Genomic DNA, 18307 nt, shown 5'->3' on the forward strand with positions numbered 1-18307 from the left:
GCAGGGGCTGCGCGGCGACCTGGCGCGGGATCACGCTCGTACGGTCCTCCGGGCCCGCCGCGCCGGCCGGGGACGGCGTCGCCGCCTGCGGCGGCGCCGCGTCCAGCTGCTCGGCCGACAGGGCCGCGCGCACGTCCCGCACCTCGCCCAGCAGGGCGACGGCGTCGGCCGGGCGCAGCCGCGGGTCGCGGGCGGTGGCGGCGGCCACCAGGGCGTCCAGCCCGGGCGCGAGGCCCGGGACGGACGCCGACGGCGCCGGCACGTCCTCGTGGAGGTGCTGGTAGAGAATCTGCGCGGGGGTCCCGCCGGTGTGCGGCTTGGTGCCGGTGAGCATCTCGTAGAGGACGACGCCGCAGGCGTAGACGTCGGCGCGCGGATCGGCCGTGCCGTGCTCGATCTGCTCCGGGGCCAGGTACGAGACGGTGCCCAGGACGGAACCGGTGCTGGTCGTGGTGTTGGTGTCCACCGCCCGCACCAGGCCGAAGTCGGCGACCTTGACCCGGCCGTCGTCGCCGATCAGGACGTTCTCCGGCTTCATGTCGCGGTGGACCAGCCCCGCCAGGTGCGCGGCGCCCAGCGCGGCCAGGACCGGCTCGACGACGTCGAGCGCCGCCCGCGGCTGCAGCGCCCCGCGCTCGCGCAGCACGTCGCGCAGCGTGCACCCGGCGACGTACTCCATCGCCAGGTAGACGTACCGGCCGTCGGTGCCCTGGTCGAAGACGCTCACCACGTTGGGGTGGTCGAGCCGGGCCACGGACTTGGCCTCGCGGATGAAACGGTCCACGAACGCGCCGTCGGCGGCGAGCGAGGGGTGCATCACCTTCAGGGCCAGCACCCGGTCGAGGCGGGTGTCCATGGCGCGGTAGACCGTGGCCATGCCGCCCACGGCCACCCGCGCCTCGACGCGGTAGCGGCCGTCGAGCAGGTGATCGACGAGGGGGTCCGGCAGGGTCGTATCCACGGCACAGGAGTTTACGAGCCATGACCGGCAGCCCGTACGCGGTGCGCCTCGCTCACCCTTTCTGCAGCCGAACAGTGACAGGAACGGGCGCCGCCGGCGATGGCCCGGCCTGCCGGAGCCGTCAGAAAGCCGGACGTTCCGGGTCCAGCACCGCCCTGCCCTCCACCGGCGACGACGCCTCGGCGAAGTGCCGGCGGGGGATCCGTCCCGCCCGGTGGGCCAGCCGGCCCGCCTCCACCGCGTGCCGCATGGCCTCCGCCATCGTCACCGGCTCCTGGGCGCGCGTGACCGCCGAGGCCAGCATCACGGCCGCGCAGCCCAGCTCCATGGCCAGCGCGGCGTCCGAGGCGGTGCCCGCGCCCGCGTCCAGGATCACCGGGACGCCCGCGCGCTCGGTGATCAGCTGGAAGTTGTGCGGGTTGCGGATGCCGAGGCCGGAGCCGATCGGGGCGCCCAGCGGCATGATCGCCGCACAGCCGACGTCCTCCAGCTTGCGGGCCAGCACCGGATCGTCGTTGGTGTACGGCAGCACCGTGAAGCCGTCGTCCACCAGGATCTCGGCCGCGTCCAGCAGCTCGATGGGGTCGGGCAGCAGGGTGCGCTCGTCGGCGATCACCTCCAGCTTGACCCAGTCCGTGCCGAGCGCCTCGCGGGCCAGCCGGGCGGTGAGCACGGCCTCGCCCGCCGTGAAGCAGCCGGCCGTGTTCGGCAGCACCCGGATGCCGTGCCGGTCCAGGACGGAGAGCACCGAGCCGCGCACGGTGGCGTCGAGGCGGCGCATGGCGACCGTGGTCAGCTCGGTGCCCGAGGCCAGCAGGGCCCGTTCGAGGACGTCGAGGCTGGGGGCGCCGCCCGTCCCCATGATCAGCCGGGAGGTGAAGGGCGTGTCGGCGATGGTGAGCAGATCGTCCGCCATGTCGGTCAGCCCCCCTGCACCGCGGTGAGGACCTCGATCCGGTCGCCGTCCCCGAGCGTGGTGACCTGCCACTGGCCGCGCGGCACGACCGCCTCGTTGACGGCCGCGGCGACGCCGCTGTGCGCGCTGGTGAGCGTGGCGACGAGCCCGTCGAGGGTCGTTCCCGCGGGGACGGCGCGGTGCTCCCCGTTGACGCTGATGGTGTGGAGGGCGACTTCGCTGCCGGTCATGCGGACTGCTCCTGGAGTGCTGTGGTGAAGCGGCGGGGGGAGAAGGGGCGGGCCTCGTCCGGCAGCCGGCCGGTGGCGAGCACCTCGGCCATCACGTCTCCGGTGACGGGGGTGAGCAGCACGCCGTTGCGGTGGTGCCCGGTGGCCGCGAGGAGGCCCGGCACCTCGGTCGGTCCCAGCAGCGGGGCGTTGTCGGGCGAGCCGGGGCGCAGCCCGGCGAGGGTCTCCACCAGCGGCAGCTCGGTGATGCCGGGCACCAGCTCGTGGGCGTCGCGCAGCAGCTCGTAGACCCCGCCCGCCGTCACGGTGGTGTCCCAGCCGAGCTCCTCGGTCGTCGCGCCGACCACCAGCTCGCCGTTCTCCCGCGGCACCAGGTACACCGGCCCGCCGCGCACGACCGCGCGCACGGTCCGGGACAGGAACGGCCGGTGCGAGCGCGGCACGCGCAGCCGCAGGATCTGGCCCTTGACCGGGCGGACCGGCGGCAGCACCTCCTCGGGCAGGCCCGCGAGGCGGCCGCTGAGGCTGCCCGCCGCCAGAACGGTCTGCCCGGCCGCGACGCGGGTGCCGTCCGCGAGCTCCGCTCCGGCGGCCCGGCCCCGGGCGAGCACCGCCCGCGCCGCCTCCGAGCGGTGGAAGACCACCCCGGCCCGCTCACAGGCCGTCAGCAGGGCTTGGGCCAGCCGCCGGGGGTCGGTCTGGTGGTCGCCGTCCACCCGCAGCCCGCCGCGCACGCCCGGCGCCAGCATCGGCTCCAGGCGGCGGCACTCGCGTCCGGTCAGCCACTGTGCGTCCAGACCGGAGCGCTGCTGCAGGGCGTGCAGCTCCCGCAGGTGCGCCCGGTCGTCGGCGTCGAGCGCGACGGCCAGCGTGCCGCAGGCGCGGTAGCCGGTGTCCCGGCCGCTGGCCTCCTCCAGCTCCGCCGTGAACGCCGGGTAGCGCCGCGCCGAGGCCAGATTGAGGGCCAGCAGCGTCTGCTCGCCGTAGTGCAGCTCGGTCACGGCGGCGAGCATCCCGGCCGCCACCCGGGCGGCCCCGCCGCCGGGCGCCGGGTCGGCCACGGCCGTGCGCAGGCCGCGCTGGGCGGCCCGCCAGGCCACGACCAGGCCGATGACGCCCCCGCCGATGACGAGGACGTCGCAAGTGTGCTGCGCAGGAGTGCGATGCGCGTGCATGGGCTTCCAGCCCCTCCCTTCGCCGGCATGACCCGGATCAGGTTCGTACGGTCGGAGGCCGTCCAGCCTCCCTCTCAGCCCGGTGCGTCCGGGCTCCCGCGAGTGCGTGCAACGGCCACCCTAGTACGCGCCGCGGACCGGCCGGAAGGGCGTCCGCACCCGGCGGGCGGCCGGTGCGACACCCGTGCGGCGGGTGTGACGCCCGCCAGTGCAGTGACGCTGTGTCAGAGGTCTCGGCACGCGGTGCTCCGGCGGACGCGGCCCGCCGTCCTAGAGTTGACCGGGTGAGCGAGCAGACGAACACCTCCAGTGGCCGGCGCGTCGTCATCGTCGGCGCCGGCATGGCCGGGGTGCAGACCGCCGTCGCCCTGCGCGAGCAGGGCTGGGACGGCGCGATCTCCCTGCTGGGCGCCGAGCCCCACCAGCCCTACGACCGGCCGCCCCTGTCCAAGGCCGTGCTCCTCGGACGGGCGGAGGGATCCGCCTTCGAGGTGGACTTCGACTCGCTCGGCATCGACCTGCGGCTCGGCGTGGAGGCCACCGGGCTGCGCGCCGCCGAGCACGTCCTCGACACGCAGCAGGGACCCGTCCCGTACGACCTGCTGGTCATCGCCACCGGCGCCGAGCCCCTCGTCCTGCCCGGCAGCGAGGGCCTGCCCGGCGTCCACGTGCTGCGCACCGTGGACGACGCCGAGCGGCTGCGCCCGCTGCTGGCCCAGCAGCGCGACATCGTCGCCGTCGGCGCCGGCTGGATCGGTGCGGAGTTCGCGACCGCCGCCCGGGAGGCCGGCTGCCGGGTGACCGTCGTCGAGGCCGCCGACCGGCCGCTGGCGGGCGCCATGCCGGCCGAGGTCGCCACCCACATGGCGCAGTGGTACGCCCACAGCGGCGCGCAGCTGCTCACCGGCGCGCAGGTGGCCGCCGTGGAGCCCGGCGCGGTGCTCCTGGCCGACGGCAGGCGCCTGCCCGCGGACGCGGTGGTCGTCGGCATCGGCGCCCGTCCGGCCACCGGCTGGCTGGCCGGCTCGGGCATCGAGCTCGCGCCGGACCGTTCCGTCGTCACCGACGACCGGCTGCGCACCTCCCTGCCCGACGTCTACGCGGTCGGCGACTGCTCCTCCTTCCCCTCGGCCCGCTACGGGGAGCGGCTGCTGGTGCACCACTGGGACAACGCCCTGCAGGGCCCGCGGACCGTCGCCGAGAACATCGTCCACGGCCCGGCCGAGGGGCCCGTCTACGACCCGGTGCCGTACTTCTGGTCCGAGCAGTTCGGGCGCTTCGTGCAGTACGCGGGCCACCACGGAGCCGCCGACGAGCTCCTGTGGCGCGGCGACCCCACCGGAGCGGCCTGGACGGTGTGCTGGCTGCGCTCGGGCGTCCTGGTGGCCCTGCTGGCCGTGGGGCGGCCCCGCGACCTGGCCCAGGGGCGCAAGCTCATCGAGAAGGGCGCCGCCATCGACCGGGCCAGGGCCGCGGACGCCTCCGTTCCACTGAAGTCCGCGGCGCTCTGACCCGGGCTCCGGCCCGGCTCCGGCCCGGCTCCGGCCCGGCTCCGCGCGGCCGGTGGGGTGACGTCCGGCGGGGTTCCCGGCCCGGCTCGGGTCAACCCGGCTACCGGCTGTCAGTCCCGGATGGCAGGCTTGTCCCGTGACCGAGATTGACGCAAAGATCGATGCTCTCGTCCCCGCCTGGCTCAACCTCCCCGACATCGCCGAAAAGCTCGACGTGGAGGTGACGCGCGTCCGGCAGCTGGTCAAGGAAGGCCAGCTGATCGCCGTGCGCCGTGGCGAGAACCGAGTGCTCATGGTGCCCGCCGACTTCATCGGCGAGGGCAAGGTGGTCAAGGGCCTGGCCGGGACCTTGACGCTGCTGCGGGACGACGGCTTCAGCGACGAGGAAATGCTGGAGTGGCTCTTCACCCCCGACCCCACCCTGCCCGGCACCCCCGCGCAGGCGCTGCGCGAGAATCGCGGCACGGAGGTAAAGCGCCGCGCCCAGGCGCTCGCCGTCTGACCGAGAGCAAGTGAACCGTCCGGCGTACGGGCCGGGGCAGCCGTCAGGCTCGCCCCGGCCCGTACGCCGCCGACTTTGGGGGAGACACCCGATGTCCGTCACCGCGCGCGAGCGGCTCGCCGACGCCCGGCTGTACCTGTGCACCGACGCGCGCAAGCGCCAGGGCGACCTGCCGGAGTTCCTCGACGACGTCCTCGCCGCCGGCGTGGACGTCGTCCAGCTGCGCGACAAGGGCATGGAGGCGGGGGAGGAGCTGGAGCACCTCGCCGTCTTCGCCGAGGCCGCCCGCCGCCACGGCCGGCTCCTGGCCGTCAACGACCGCGCGGACGTCGCGCACGCCGCCGGCTCCCACGTGCTGCACCTGGGCCAGGGCGACCTGCCGGTGCCCGCCGCCCGCGCCCTCCTCGGCGAGGACGTGCTGATCGGCCGCTCGACGCACGCCGAGGCGGAGGTCGACGCCGCCGTCGCCGAGCCCGGCGTGGACTACTTCTGCACCGGCCCCTGCTGGCCGACCCCCACCAAGCCCGGCCGCCACGCCCCGGGCCTGGACCTGGTGCGCTACGCCGCGTCGCTGGAGCCGGTGCGCCCGTGGTTCGCCATCGGCGGGATCGACGCCGGCAATCTGGACGAGGTGCTGGAGGCCGGCGCGCGCCGCGTCGTGGTGGTCCGTGCCATCACCGAGGCCGACGACCCGGGCGAGGCCGCCGCGCAGCTCGCCCGGCGGGTCCGCGCGTACGCCGGGGCCGGCAGCTAGGACCGGCCCGCGGCTTCTGCCGGGAGGCTGCCGGGGGTCGTGAAGTGTTGCAGGACAGGGCCGTCGTCCGAAGAGTGAGACGGTATGTGAACAGCAGGTGGGTGAAACGGGCATATCGCCGAAGTCGCTTGGGGGGTGCCCGCCCCGCTGGTTAACTTGCCGGTATGGCCCTTGGTACTGCCTCCACCAGGACGGACCACGCTCGCACCGTGCGTGACCTGCTGGCTTCCGGCGAGCGCTCGTACTCCTTCGAGTTCGCGGCCCCGCGGACGCCGAAGGGCGAGCGGACGCTGTGGAACGCCATCCGGCGCATCGAGGCGGTCGGGCCCACCTTCGTCTCCGTGACCTACGGCGCCGGAGGTTCCTCCCGCGAGGGCACCGTCCGGGCGACGGAGCGCATCGCGACCGACACCACTCTCACCCCCGTCGCCCACCTGACCGCGGTGAACCACTCCGTGGCGGAACTGCGCAACGTCATCGGCCAGTACGCCGACGTCGGCATCCGCAACATGCTCGCGCTGCGCGGCGATCCGCCCGGTGACCCGATGGGCGAGTGGGTGCGCCACCCGGACGGCGTGCAGTACGCCGCGGACCTGGTCCGGCTCATCAAGGAGTCGGGTGATTTCTGCGTGGGCGTCGCCGCCTTCCCCGAGATGCACCCCCGGTCCAGCGACTGGGAGACGGACATCGGGTACTTCGTCGACAAATGCCGGGCCGGCGCCGACTTCGCGATCACCCAGATGTTCTTCTACCCCGAGGACTACCTCCGGCTCCGCGATCGCGTAGCGGCAGCAGGGTGTGACACTCCGATCATTCCGGAAATCATGCCGGTCACCAATGTGCGACAAATTGAACGATTCGCACAGCTCAGCAACGCGGCGTTCCCCCCGGACCTGGCGGAGAGGATCCTCGCGGTGAAAGATGACACGGCCGCTGTACGCTCGATCGGAATCGAGTACGCGACGGATCTGTGTGCCCGGTTGATGGCCGAGGAGATTCCCGGGTTGCACTTCATTACCCTGAACCACTCCACGGCCACGTTGGAGATCTACGAGAATCTGGGACTGCACCAGCGGTCCTGACGGCCGGCCGGCGACGGCGGCCGCACGAGAGGGGCGCTAATGGGCTGGACGGTCCTCTACATCGCGTTCGGGGTCGTCGCGCTCTGGCTGCTCGGCGAGGTGCTGCTGCAGTACAAGGCGCGGTTGCGCTGGCGGCTCCTCGCGTTCGTCGGCTTCCTCGGCGTCGTCGCGGGCGTGGTGATCCCGTCCGTGGCCGTCATCGTCGTCGGCGCCATCGCCTTCGCGGTGGGCCAGACCTTCGTCACGCTCTCCTTCCGCCGGGGCTTCTCCCGCGGCTGGGCCCTGCGCCGCACCGACGACGAGGGCGCCGACGCCGGGAAGGCGGGCGCCACGAAGGGCCGGGGCGCCGCGGCCGCGAAGGCGGGCGGCACAACGGGCCGGGCCGACGCCACGTCACGCGCCGGGCGGCGCCGCAGGGGTGGCGACCGCCCCGCGTCCCCCGCACCGGCCCCCGCGGCCGACGTGACGCTCCCGGCCTCCGGGCCCGACGCGGTCCCGGCCGTCCCCGCCGCGGACGGCGGCGTGACCGACCTCATGCCCAACGTGCCCCAGCAGCCGACCGCCGAGCACCCGCCGGCCACCGGCTACGACTCCGCCGGCTACCCGGCGGGCGCCTACGGCACGTACGGCGGCGGCGAGCAGACGGCCGGAACGGCGGGCGCGCCCGCCCAGGGCGGCTACGCCGGCCAGTTCGACTACGGGCAGGACCAGCAGCAGTACGCGTCCTACTCCGACCCGTACATCGGCAACCGCTCCCCGGCCTACGAGCAGTACGACGCCTACGGCCAGCAGCAGCCCTACCCCCAGCAGCAGTACGGCGGCGGGGGCTACACCGCGGGGACCTACGCCTCGCAGGGGTACGACATGGACACCCCGCCGGGCGGCGTGTGGGTGCCGCAGCAGCGGGACGCCAACAACCCCGTCGACCCGGCGAACCCGGCCGAGCAGCAGCCCTACCCGCCGCAGCAGCTCCCCGGCAGCAACGGCTACGACGAACAGCGCTACCGCTACTGACGCCGGGGCCGCCCCGCCACCGGCGGCGGGGCGGTGCCGGGGCTCACTGCGAGCCGCGCCAGTCCGCGCCGTCCACGATCAGACCGGCCACCAGCGCTCCCGACATCCCGGCGTGGGCCAGCCCGCCGCCGGGATGGGCGAAGCCGCCCACGCGGTAGAGCCCGGGCAGGTCCGTGAGATTGCCGGGACGCAGGAACGCCCCCGCACCCCCGGCCAGTACGGGCGCGGGCACCCCGCCCCCCTCGGCGCCGGTCGCCGCCTCCGCATCGGCCGGAGTGCGCACCTCCCGCCACAGCAGCCGTTCCCGCAGGCCCGGTATCGCCGCCTCGGCGGCCTGCACCAGCCGGTCAGCGAACGCACCGGCCGTCCGCTCCTCGCTCCAGTCGACCCGCCCCTGCGGCGCCACCGTGGCCGTGAGCGTCACGGCCTCGTGCCCGTCGTCCGGGCGCGTGGCGGCGTCGTCCGGCCGTAGGACGGTCACCGTCGGCCCGTAGCCGCCGGCCGGCCCCGTGCCGAAGACCGCCGCCAACTCGGCGGCCCGGTCGCCCGCGTGGACCACCGTGCGGTGCACGGTGCCCTCCGGGCGCGCCCCGCCGAGCGCCAGGAAGACGCTGAACCTGCTAGGCGGCACCGGCGCCGCCCCGGCGGCCGGCGGCCCGGCCGCGCCCGGGGCGAGCGCCGCCAGCCGGCCGGGGGAGACCCCGGCCACCACCATGTCCGCCTCGGCCACGCTGCCGTCGGCCAGCCGCACCCCGGCCGCGCGCCCGTCCTTCTCCACCACGCCCACGGCCTCGGCGCCGAAGGAGAACTCCACCCGGCGCGCCACGCACCGCTCGTACAGCGCGTCCGCGAGGCCCCGCAGGCCCCCGCCGACGTACCAGCTGCCGAAGGTCTGCTCCATGTACGGCAGGACCGTCGCGCTCGCGGGGGCGCTGCGCGGGTCGAGGCCGTAGGCCAGGGCGTGGCTCTCCAGCAGGGCCACCAGGCGGGGGTCGCGCAACTCCCGCTCCGCGACCGACGCCAGCGTCACCGGTGCGTTCCGCCGGAACAGCCCGCGCCGGCGCACCGCCGGATACGGATCGCCGCCCAGGGCCTCGGTGCGCTCGGCCCGCAGCGGCTCCTCCAGCAGCGGGCGGCGCGTGGCGTCCCACACCTCGCGCGCCCGGTTGACCAGCTCGCTCCACTTCTCGCCGGCGCCCGCGCCGAGGGCGCCGTCCAGCGCCGCGACGACGCCGGCGCGCGAGGCGTTGGGCAGGGAGAAGTCCGTTCCGTCGGCGAACAGATGCCGGCTCGCGGGGTCGACCTGGAACAGGGCCAGGCTCTGCTCCAGCGACTCCTTGCCCGTCTTGACGAACAGGTCGCGGTAGACGGCGGGCAGATGCAGCAGCCCCGGCCCCGTGTCGAAGACGAACCCGTCCCGCGCGAGCCGGCCGACGCCACCGCCGTACGTCCCCGCGCGCTCGTACACCGCCACCCGGTGGCCCGCGACGGCCAGCCGGGCAGCGGCTGCCATCGCGCCCATCCCGGCGCCGATCACCGCAATCCGTGCCATGCGCCCGACTTTATCCGGCCCCACCGACAACCCCCGACCAGCGCCCCTGCCGCGTCCGGCGCCGGCCGTCCGGGTGCGCGGGCCCACGGCTGAGTACGCGTACTCAGGGCGCGAGATGAGTACGTGCGCGGATGGGGCGGCACCGGTCCGGAAGGGAGAGTGGTGGTCGCGGAAGGGACGCCGGCGCCGGCACCGCCGACACGGGGCGGCGGAACGGCACGGCGGCCCTGACGCGACCGGGGGGTACGGGGGCCCCACGGGGCCCGGGGGAGATACGGGGGAACACGGGGGAGCGCCGTTCCGGTGCGGACCGAGGGGGATCGGTCCGCACCGGAACGGCGCCGCACGTGCTGCGGGCGGACGCGGCCTAGCGGCCGCCGCCCACCCGCCCCTGCAGCAGCCGGGAGAGCGCCGAGTGCACCTCGTCGATCGACCGCTCCGGCTGGAACGACTGCCAGTCCAGCGCCGCCACCAGCACCATCCCGAACAGGGCGGACGCCGTGAGCGGAACGTCGATCTCCGGACTCAGTTCGCCGGACGCCACCGCCTCCCGCAGGACGGACTCGATCACCGCGATCGCCTTCTGCCGCACCTGCATCAGCGTCGACTGCCAGGCCCGGTTGGTGCGCCAGAGCTCGGCCACGTACAGCTGCGTGAGCGAGGGGTAGCGGGTGATGAAGTCCAGGCCCGCCCGGATCATCGCGTCGAGGGCGTCGACCCGGCTGCCGCCCCGCTCGGCCGTCTCGTCGGCGGCGGCCTGCAGGGAGTCGGTGAGCAGCTCGATGCCGTGCCGCAGGAGCTCCTCGAAGAGCACGGTCTTGCTGGCGAAGTTGTAGTAGACCGTGCCCTTGGCCACCCCGGCGCGCTCGGCGATCTCGTCCACCGTGGTGGAGGAGAACCCCTGCTCGGCGATGAGGGTGACCGCCGCCTCGAAGAGCTTCCGCCGGGTGTTCTGCCGGCGCGTACTGCTGCTGTCCATGAGAGTGATTCTCCCTGTACTCGCAGTGGCCGCGCTCACAGAGTGAGTTCCGGGTGGAGCCGGTCGACCGACCAGACCTGTTTGGTGCGCGCCGACCGGGCCGTCAGGGCGAGCGCGCCGGCCGTGAACGCCGCCAGCACGCCGCACGCCTGCCACACGGGCGCCAGGCCGCCGCCGGTGATGAGGTGGCGCAGGCCCTCCACCACGTAACTCATCGGCAGGAAGGGGTGGATGGCGTTGAAGAACCCCGGACTGGTCTGCACCGGGTACGTGCCGCCCGCCGACGTCAGCTGCAGCATCAGCAGCGCCAGCACCAGGATGCGGCCGGCCGGCCCGAAGCGGGCGCCCAGCCATTGCACGATGGCGGCGAAGCAGGAGGTGACGAGCGCGAGGAAGGCCGCGGTGCCCGCCGCGTGCACCATGCGCAGGCCCAGCGCCCAGTGCAGGACGGCCAGCAGGGCACCGGCCTGCAGCACGCCGACGGCGACGACGGGGAGCCAGCCGGCGAGGGCGATCCGCCACGCGGAGGCCCCGGCGGCCAGGGCGCGGCGGTTGAGCGGCTGGATGAGCATGTAGGCGACCATCGCCCCGACCCACAGGGACAGCGGGATGAAGTACGGGGCGAAACCGGTGCCGTAATTGGGCGCCTTGTGCAGGGCGTGCGAGGCCAGGGTGACCGGGTCGGCCATCACCTCGGTGCGGGCGTCGCGGTCCTTCTTGCCGTAGGCGGGGATCTTCGCCACCCCGTCGTGCAGGCCGCCGGCGAGTTCGGCCGAGCCGTCGGACAGCTTGACCATGCCGCCCTGCAGCTTGTCGGCCCCCTCGCGCAGCCTGCCGATGCCGCTGTCGAGGCCGGCGGCCCCCTCCTTGGCCGTGCCCAGGCCGTCGTGGAGCTGACCGGCCCCGCTGTGCAGGCGGCCGGCGCCGTCGGCGAGCTGCCGGGCGCCGTCGTTGAGGGCGTTGACCTTGCGCACGGCACTGTCGATGTCCCGGCCCAGGTCCGGGGCCTCGTCGGCCAGCCGCTCGGCAGCGCCGCGCAGGGTGTCCAGCCGGCCGGGGAGCCGGTCCAGTGCGCCGTCCTCGTTCCGTACGAGCGCGTCGAGCCGTGCGGCGCCGGCGGCCGACTGCCGGGCGGCGAAGAGGGCCTTCTCCAGGGCGGGGCAGAAGTCGGCGGGGCGTGCCGCGCACTGCTGCTCGTGGACGGCGGCCAGGGCGTCCGCGCTCGTGCGGCTCGTCCTGGCGAGGGCGGCGGTGACAGCCGGGGAGGGGAGGTCGCCGAGGTGCTCGCGCAGGGTCTTGGCCTCCTTGGCGACGAGGCGGGCGGTCCGCCCGATCTCCCGGGCGTGTTCCTTGACGAACGCCCCCTCGCGGCCCGCCACGCCGTTGACCTTGTCGGCCAGCTGCTGGGTGCCGGCCGCGACCTTCCGCGCGCCCGTGGCGAGTTCACCGGACTTCTCGTCCAGGGTCCCGGCGCCGGTGTGCAGCTTGCCGACGCCGGCCTCCAGGTCGCCGCTGCCCCGCTCGGCCTTCGCCAGGCCGTCCTTGAGGTCCCCGGCCCCCTTGCGCGCCGTGCCGATGCCCTCGCCGAGCCGGTCGGCGCCGGACGCCGCCTCGGCGGTCTTGTCGTGGAGGTCGGAGAAGGAGAGGAAGATCTTGTCGTAGAAGGAGCGCGAGGTCTTCCGCGAGGCGGCCGCGCGCACTTCGGAGAAGACCGACCGGGATATCTGGCCGACGATGTAATTATTGGCGTCGTTCGTGCGGACCTGGAGCGCGCCCGTCTCCGGGGCGTTGCCGGAGCTGGAGGCGAGCCGTGCGCTGAAGTCGGCGGGGATGGTCAGCGAGAGGTAGTACGTGCCCTTCTCGATGCCCTTGCGGGCGTCGGCGGCGCTCGTGGTGTGCCAGTCGAAGGACTTGCTGTCCCGCAGGCCCTGGGCGAGGGAGTCGCCGGCGTTCGTCCTCGTGCCGTCCACGGTGGCGCCCCGGTCGGCGTTGACCAGCGCCACGGGAACCTTGTCCAGCCGCCCGTAGGGATCCCAGAACGACCACAGGTACAGGGCGCCGTAGAGCAGCGGCAGCACCAGGAGCGCGACGAGGGCGGCACGCGGCAGCCGGCCCCGCCCGAAGCGCCTGAGCTCAAGCGCGGCCAGTCGCGGGGAGCGCATCCGCAGCACCTCCCTTCCGGAGGCGGCCCACCGGGGCCGGACGGCTGCTCCGGGCGGCACGTCCGGCCGCATCGCGCGCGGCCGGGGCGGTCGGGACGACGACGGCGCCGTCGGGTGCCCTGCTGCAGACGGCGAGGACGGTCGTGCCGCTCGCGGCGAGCGAGCGCAGCAGCTCCCCGGCGCGGTCGCGTTCGGCGTCGGAGAGCTTGAGGTCGGTGTCGTCCACGGCGATCAGGCGCGGCCCCCCGACCAGGGCCAGGGCCAGCGACAGCCGCAGGGCCTCCAGCCGCCCCAGGTCCCGTACGGCCGTGTCCGCGCCCTTGGGCAGCGCCTCCGTGTCGAGCCCGGCGGCGGTCAGGACGGCGGTGGCCCGGGCCCGGTCCTCGGAGCGGGCGGCACGGCGGCGGAGGAGGGCGAGGGGCGGGCCGCCGAAACGGCGCTGCAGCAGCATCCGTTCGCGCAGGTGCTCGGCGACGGTCAGCGCGGGGTCGAGCTCGCAGACGCCGGGGACGTGCGCCAGGGCGCTCGACCGGCGGACGGCCGGCATCCGTGCGGGCAGCGCGTGGCCGCCGACGGCGGCGCGGCCCTCGGTGATGCGCATACGTCCGGTGAGAGTGAGCAGCAGACAGGTGCGGCCGGAACCGGAAGGGCCCTCCACGGCGACGAGCGAGCCGGGCGGGGCGTCGACGTCCACATCGCGGAACACCCAGCCGCGCGGCCCCTTCAGGCCGAGGCCCACGGCGGTGATCGCGGCTCCGTGCGGGGTGCTGTCCACGGGCGACCTCCAACGATCTTGAACTGACTGGTCAGTGCAAAAAGTATGGCCGCCAAGACCCCCCGTGCGTCAACCCACCCCTGCGTCACGGGCGTTCGTGCAGGTCAGGGCAGATTGTCAGTGGTGTGCCCCACGATGGCTCCATACGGCGGCCCCGTCACCGTGCGGCGCGCCGCCCCGACGAAGGAGGTTCGTCATGGCCACGAGCGCGAACGACGTCCGCCCCTTTGCCTCGCCCCCGGCGGGGTGGGACGCACCGCCCCGCCCCACGACCCCGTCCGCCGTCCTCGACCTGCTCGCCCAGGCCCGCCAGGGCCTGACGGAGGCCGCCGCCCTGGAGGCGCCCCACGAGCGGTACGCCACCGCACACCTCGCCGCCCTGCGGACCGCCGCCGCCGTGCTCGCCGTCCGGGGCCGCCCCGAGGCGTCCCCGCGCGGCCGCCGCCGCATCCGCAGCGCCTGGGAGGTGCTGCCGGAGGTGGCGCCCGAACTCTCCGAGTGGAGCGCCCTGTTCGCCTCCGGCGCGGCACGCCGGGCCCGGGCCGAGGCGGGCATACGCTCCGCCGCCGGCAGCCGGGAGGCCGACGACCTGCTGCGCGACGCCGACGCCTTCCTGCGCCTGGTCGAGCACATGCTGGTCCTCCAGCCGCGGCTGCCCCGGCAGCCGCCGGCCGGGTAGCCGGGCGTGCCGGGGCCCGGCGCCGGCCGCCGGAGCGCGGGGCGGCGCGGGGAGCCGTCCGGCGGTGGCCATTAGGCTGGTGGCGCCGTCGGCAGCCGTCCGCCGGCCCCAACGTCGCCGTCGAGGAGCCACCCGCCGTGTCAGAGCCCCTGCGCCCCCGGGCATCCCTTCGTACCGCCGTGGTCTGGGAGGTCCTGCGGGACGCCCTCGACCGCCGGGTCAAGGCCGCCGGCCGGGAGGCATTGGACGTCCTCGACACCGGTGGCGGCTCGGGCAAGTTCGCCGTGCCGCTCGCCCGCCTCGGCCACCGGGTCACCGTCGTCGACCCCAGCCCCAACGCCCTGTTCGCGCTGGAGCGCCGGGCCGCCGAGGCCGGCGTCGCCGACCTCGTGCGCGGCGTCCAGGGCGATGCGCACGGCCTGTTCGACGTCGTCGAGCGCGACGGCTACGACCTGGTGCTGTGCCACGGCGTGCTGGAGTACGTGGACGACCCCGCCGAGGGCATCCGCAACGCCGCCGCCGCGCTCCGCGCCTCCGGCACCCTCAGCCTGCTGGCCGCCGGGCTCGGCGGTGCCGTGCTCGCGCGGGCCCTCGCCGGGCACTTCACCGAGGCCCGTCAGGCCCTGACCGACCCCGCCGGGCACTGGGGCGCCGGTGACCCGGTCACCCGCCGGTTCTCCGCCGACGAGCTCTCCGGCCTCGTCGACGCCGCCGGCCTGCAGGTCACGGCGGTGCACGGCGTGCGCATCTTCGCGGATCTGGTGCCCGGAGTCCTCGTCGACGCCGAGCCCGGCGCCCTCGACGCGCTCCTGCAACTGGAGGCCGCCGCCGCCGAGCTGCCCGCCTTCCACTCGGTGGCCACCCAGCTGCACGTCCTCGCCGAGCGCGGCTGATTCCACGCATCGGACGCGGGCCACCCGATCGGCCCGATCGCCCCGTATGATCGGGGGACACCGTCCGGCATGGCGGATCGGCGAGCAGGGAATGTACGTCCCGACGGCATCGACCGCCACACCGGGGCCGGTGGCCGATTTGGCGCAGAGGGGCGGGTTTCACGGGGGCGATTCCCTGCCTATCCTGAAAGGGTCGCACCCCGGTCGCCCCCCGCGACCGACGAGTAGGAGGACTCCGTGCCGCTCTCGGAGCACGAGCAGCGCATGCTCGAGCAGATGGAGCGAGCGCTGTACGCCGAAGATCCCAAGTTCGCGACAGCGCTCGAAGGCAGCGGCCTGCGCACGTACACCCGGCGACGGGTCTACCAGGCGGTCGCGGGTTTTCTGGTGGGCATCGCGCTCCTCATGGCCGGAATGGTCGCCCAGCGGATCTGGATCAGCGTGGCGGGCTTCCTGGTCATGCTGGCCTGCGCCGTGCTCGCGGTGACGGGGTGGCGCAAGGCGCCGAAGCCCGGGGCCCAGCGGGGCGCCGGCCCGGCGGGAACGCCCCGGCGCACGGCCGGCGGCCGTCGACGCGTCGGCATGATGGACCGCATCGAGCAGCGGTGGCAGCGCCGCCGTGACGAGCAGGGCCACTAGGCCCGACAACCTTCTTGAGCAACGCCCCCGGGGGCCGGAACCACGTTTCCGGCCCCTGCCGCATGTCCGGGCACCCACTGCGGCACGGAGCGCCGGGCGCCGCGGCGCTGCCCGCACGCATCCGGGCTCCCGCGGTGCTTCGGGGGCCCTGCGGGGCGGGGGGCGGACGCCCGCGGCGCCGGCTCCGGCCCGGGTGTTCCGCGGCACGGAGACCGCCGGCCGAGTGCCGACCCGGCGGGGCCGGGCCTCGCGGGGCCGACACCGCGAACAGGCGCCGTTCCTGCCGCCGTCCGGGAACCGCAGGGCGCCGCGCGCCCAGCGCCCGGCCTGCGACGCCACCCCGGCCAGGGCCGGGATACGCCCCGGCGCCGGACGCCGCGGGGCTGCGGCCGAGCGCCCCGGACACACCCCGGGCCGTGGCGGCGAACGCCCCGCCCGCGACGCCACTCCGGCCGTCGCCGCGAGGTGCCCCCGCCGGGGGCCCCGGCCGCGCCTTCCACCCGACGCTGCGGCCGAGCCCTCCGCGGCCTACGGCGCTACTTCGTGGACACGCCCCGGGCCCCGTTTCCGCCGGGCCGGCGGCGTAGGCGGGACCTGGTGTGCGACCAGCGGTGGGTGAGGTGCCAGGCGATGCGGGCTGCCGAGCGGGGGGCCAGGAGGGCGCGGAGGCGGGCCCGGCGGCCGGCCGAGGCCCGGAGCCCGGCGCGGACGGCTTCGGCGTCCGCCGCGGGCTCGCCCGTCAGACGGGGCGCGGGGGCGTACAGCACCTGCTCGACGGCCGTCGCCAGCCGGCCCGCGGCCGCCGCGGGCGGCCCCTCCAGGGCCGCGGCCCGCACGATGCGGTCCGCCGCCGTCCTGGGCGTCAGGGACTCGTCGGGCGGGATCCCGTAGTCCCAGGCCGAGTCGGTCAGCTCCCGCCACGCGGCCAGCGTGCGCGTCCTCGCCCCACCGGGCCCGGCCCGGTCCGTGCCCGAGCCCGGTCCGGGGCGCAGGCGCCGGGCCCGGGTCCGCACCCGCCACAGCAGCGGCAGCACGGGCAGGACGAGCGCGGCCAGTGCCGCCGCCGCGATGCCCGCGAGCACCGTCCACGACGGCCCGCCGCCCCCTCCGCCGGCGCTCGCCTCCTCCTGCGCGGGCCGCGGGCAGCCGCCGTCCTTCCTCAGCTGCGGCGGGCAGTCCGTGCGGTCCGCGGGCGCCGGGACGGGCGCGGCCGAGTGGCGGGGCGGCGGCGCGGGGCCCTCGGGGTCGGGCAGGGCCGGGGAAGGGACGACCGTGTACTCCGGCGGCGTGCCCCGGCTCGGCGTGGGCTCGAACCGCGTCCACCCCGCGCCCTCGAAGTACAGCTCGGGCCAGGCGTGGGCGTCCTTGGAACCGACCGACACCGAGCCGTCCGTCTGCGGGGTGCCCGGCGTGAAGCCGACCGCGACGCGTGCGGGGATGCCCAGGGTGCGGGCCATGGCCGCCATGGAGAACGAGTAGTGGATGCAGAAGCCCTTCTTCTCCTCCAGGAACCGCGCCATGGCGTCGGGTCCGCTGCCCGAACGCACCTCGGTGTCGTACTGGAAGCCGCCGTTGACGGAGAACCAGTCCTGCAGCTTCACCGCCTGCTCGTACGCGTTCGCCGCTCCCGCCGTCACCTTCCGGGCCGTCGTCGCCACCACCTTCGGCAGCGTCTGCGGCACCCGCGTGTACTCGCGCAGCAGTTGCTCCGGCGGGGCGGGCGCGGCCGCCAACTGGGCGGCCGTGGGCTGCACCCGGAGGCTGGAGACCTCGTAGCTCAGGCCCCGGGTGGTCTGCCCGTGGTCGCCGACCAGCGTCCGGCCCTCGGGCTCGTACCGCCACCGGCCGGTGAGGCGGACCGTGTCGGCGGGATACGGCATGGGGAGGTAGTTCTGCCCGTAGCCCTCGGCGGCCGAGACGGCGAGGGCGACCGGGTCCGCCCGCACCCCGGGGGCCAGGCCGACGGGGGCGGGCAGCGGCAGCGGCACGTCGGTGATGCGCCGCTCCGAGGCGCGCCATGACGCCCCGTCGAAATGGTCGAGCGCGACGATGCGCAGGTACAGGTCCCCGGTGGCCGCCGGGGAGGTGCGATAGCGCAGCAGCTCGCGGTTCTCGGGCTGGTTGAGGCTGTTCTGCAGCGAAACGAGCGGATTGACGGCCGAGATGGTGCCGCCGTCGCGCCCGGGGCCCGCCGCCTTGCCCTGCGGCCGCAGCAACCCGCCGTCGATGGACGGCAGGACGGCCGGGATCGCCAGCGACAGCCCCAGGGCCAGCGCCCCGATCCGCCGCCCCGTGCGCACCGGGGCCGGGGCGAGGCCGGAGCCGGGCGCCGAGCCGCCCGCGGGGGGCCGCCCGGGGGCGCCGAAGACCCGGCCCCACCGGGCGAGCCGGTCCCGGCTCTCGGCCAGGAGCAGCAGCAGGTAGCCGGCCGCGGCCGCCAGGAACCATAGCCGGTCCGAGCCGCCCTCGGCCAGCCCGGCGCC

Annotated in this window: 17 protein-coding genes and 1 riboswitch; of the genes, 8 read left to right on the forward strand and 9 right to left on the reverse strand. The window is 75.6% G+C overall.

Annotated elements, in window-relative coordinates; all coding sequences use genetic code 11:
• The 4 genes from LE181_RS28555 to thiO all read right to left on the reverse strand — a co-directional run.
• Positions 1 to 961, reverse strand: a 961-nt coding sequence (locus LE181_RS28555) for a protein kinase domain-containing protein (protein WP_225664400.1), incomplete at its 3' end; no start/stop codon positions are given.
• 121 nt (positions 962 to 1082) lie between these two features.
• Positions 1083 to 1877 carry a thiazole synthase gene (locus LE181_RS28560; RefSeq protein WP_225664401.1) on the reverse strand — a complete coding sequence of 265 codons (795 nt, stop codon included), beginning with the start codon at positions 1875 to 1877 and terminating at the stop codon, positions 1083 to 1085.
• 5 nt (positions 1878 to 1882) lie between these two features.
• Positions 1883 to 2107, reverse strand: coding sequence for a sulfur carrier protein ThiS (gene thiS / locus LE181_RS28565; protein WP_225664402.1), 225 nt, complete (start codon positions 2105 to 2107; stop codon positions 1883 to 1885).
• A complete protein-coding gene (thiO, locus tag LE181_RS28570; RefSeq protein ID WP_225664403.1) occupies positions 2104 to 3282 on the reverse strand; it encodes a glycine oxidase ThiO in 1179 nt (392 codons plus the stop codon). Before thiO ends, thiS begins: the two co-directional genes overlap by 4 nt.
• Positions 3280 to 3392: riboswitch (TPP riboswitch) on the reverse strand. (Overlaps the previous gene by 3 nt.)
• A 174-nt stretch (positions 3393 to 3566) precedes the next feature.
• On the opposite strand from thiO, the gene LE181_RS28575 reads away from it, so the two are divergent.
• The 5 genes from LE181_RS28575 to LE181_RS28595 all read left to right on the forward strand — a co-directional run bounded on the left by LE181_RS28575 (position 3567) and on the right by LE181_RS28595 (position 8145).
• Positions 3567 to 4793, forward strand: a complete 1227-nt coding sequence (locus LE181_RS28575; RefSeq protein ID WP_225664404.1) for an NAD(P)/FAD-dependent oxidoreductase — start codon at positions 3567 to 3569, stop codon at positions 4791 to 4793.
• A gap of 136 nt (positions 4794 to 4929) precedes the next feature.
• A complete protein-coding gene (locus tag LE181_RS28580; RefSeq protein WP_190065661.1) occupies positions 4930 to 5295 on the forward strand; it encodes an Rv2175c family DNA-binding protein in 366 nt (121 codons plus the stop codon).
• Positions 5296 to 5386: 91 nt separating this feature from the next.
• Positions 5387 to 6049 (forward strand): thiamine phosphate synthase, encoded by a 663-nt coding sequence (gene thiE, locus LE181_RS28585; protein WP_225664405.1) that lies wholly within the window; start codon positions 5387 to 5389, stop codon positions 6047 to 6049.
• A gap of 164 nt (positions 6050 to 6213) precedes the next feature.
• On the forward strand, positions 6214 to 7131 hold the full coding sequence (gene metF, locus LE181_RS28590) for a methylenetetrahydrofolate reductase [NAD(P)H] (RefSeq protein WP_225664406.1): 918 nt from the start codon (positions 6214 to 6216) through the stop codon (positions 7129 to 7131).
• Positions 7132 to 7170: 39 nt separating this feature from the next.
• Positions 7171 to 8145, forward strand: a complete 975-nt coding sequence (locus LE181_RS28595) for a DUF1129 domain-containing protein (protein WP_225664407.1) — start codon at positions 7171 to 7173, stop codon at positions 8143 to 8145.
• 43 nt (positions 8146 to 8188) lie between these two features.
• Here LE181_RS28595 and LE181_RS28600 read toward each other — a convergent pair whose 3' ends face one another.
• From LE181_RS28600 to LE181_RS28615, 4 genes are all read right to left on the reverse strand, one after another.
• Complete coding sequence (locus tag LE181_RS28600; protein WP_225664408.1) at positions 8189 to 9697, reverse strand: phytoene desaturase family protein; 1509 nt, start codon at positions 9695 to 9697, stop codon at positions 8189 to 8191.
• A 367-nt stretch (positions 9698 to 10064) separates the two neighbouring features.
• Entirely contained in the window at positions 10065 to 10676 is a 612-nt protein-coding gene (locus LE181_RS28605) for a TetR/AcrR family transcriptional regulator (RefSeq protein WP_225664409.1), read from the reverse strand.
• Between the two features lie 35 nt (positions 10677 to 10711).
• Entirely contained in the window at positions 10712 to 12838 is a 2127-nt protein-coding gene (locus tag LE181_RS28610) for a YhgE/Pip domain-containing protein (protein WP_225664410.1), read from the reverse strand.
• Positions 12810 to 13613 carry an ATP-binding cassette domain-containing protein gene (locus tag LE181_RS28615; protein WP_225664411.1) on the reverse strand — a complete coding sequence of 268 codons (804 nt, stop codon included), beginning with the start codon at positions 13611 to 13613 and terminating at the stop codon, positions 12810 to 12812. Before LE181_RS28615 ends, LE181_RS28610 begins: the two co-directional genes overlap by 29 nt.
• 196 nt (positions 13614 to 13809) lie before the next feature.
• Here LE181_RS28615 and LE181_RS28620 point away from each other — a divergent pair, with 196 nt between their 5' ends.
• The 3 genes from LE181_RS28620 (at position 13810) to LE181_RS28630 (ending at position 15824) form a co-directional block, all read left to right on the forward strand.
• Positions 13810 to 14292, forward strand: a complete 483-nt coding sequence (locus LE181_RS28620) for an SAV_6107 family HEPN domain-containing protein (protein ID WP_225664412.1) — start codon at positions 13810 to 13812, stop codon at positions 14290 to 14292.
• Between the two features lie 137 nt (positions 14293 to 14429).
• Positions 14430 to 15185 carry a methyltransferase domain-containing protein gene (locus LE181_RS28625; protein WP_225664413.1) on the forward strand — a complete coding sequence of 252 codons (756 nt, stop codon included), beginning with the start codon at positions 14430 to 14432 and terminating at the stop codon, positions 15183 to 15185.
• A 237-nt stretch (positions 15186 to 15422) separates the two neighbouring features.
• Entirely contained in the window at positions 15423 to 15824 is a 402-nt protein-coding gene (locus LE181_RS28630; RefSeq protein WP_225664414.1) for an SCO2097 family morphological protein, read from the forward strand.
• A 536-nt stretch (positions 15825 to 16360) separates the two neighbouring features.
• Here LE181_RS28630 and LE181_RS28635 read toward each other — a convergent pair.
• On the reverse strand, positions 16361 to 18307 hold a 1947-nt coding region (locus LE181_RS28635), incomplete at its 5' end, for a transglutaminase TgpA family protein (RefSeq protein WP_225664415.1).

It is taken from the genome of Streptomyces sichuanensis (assembly GCF_020328095.1).
Taxonomy (GTDB): Bacteria; Actinomycetota; Actinomycetes; order Streptomycetales; family Streptomycetaceae; genus Streptomyces; species Streptomyces cinnamoneus.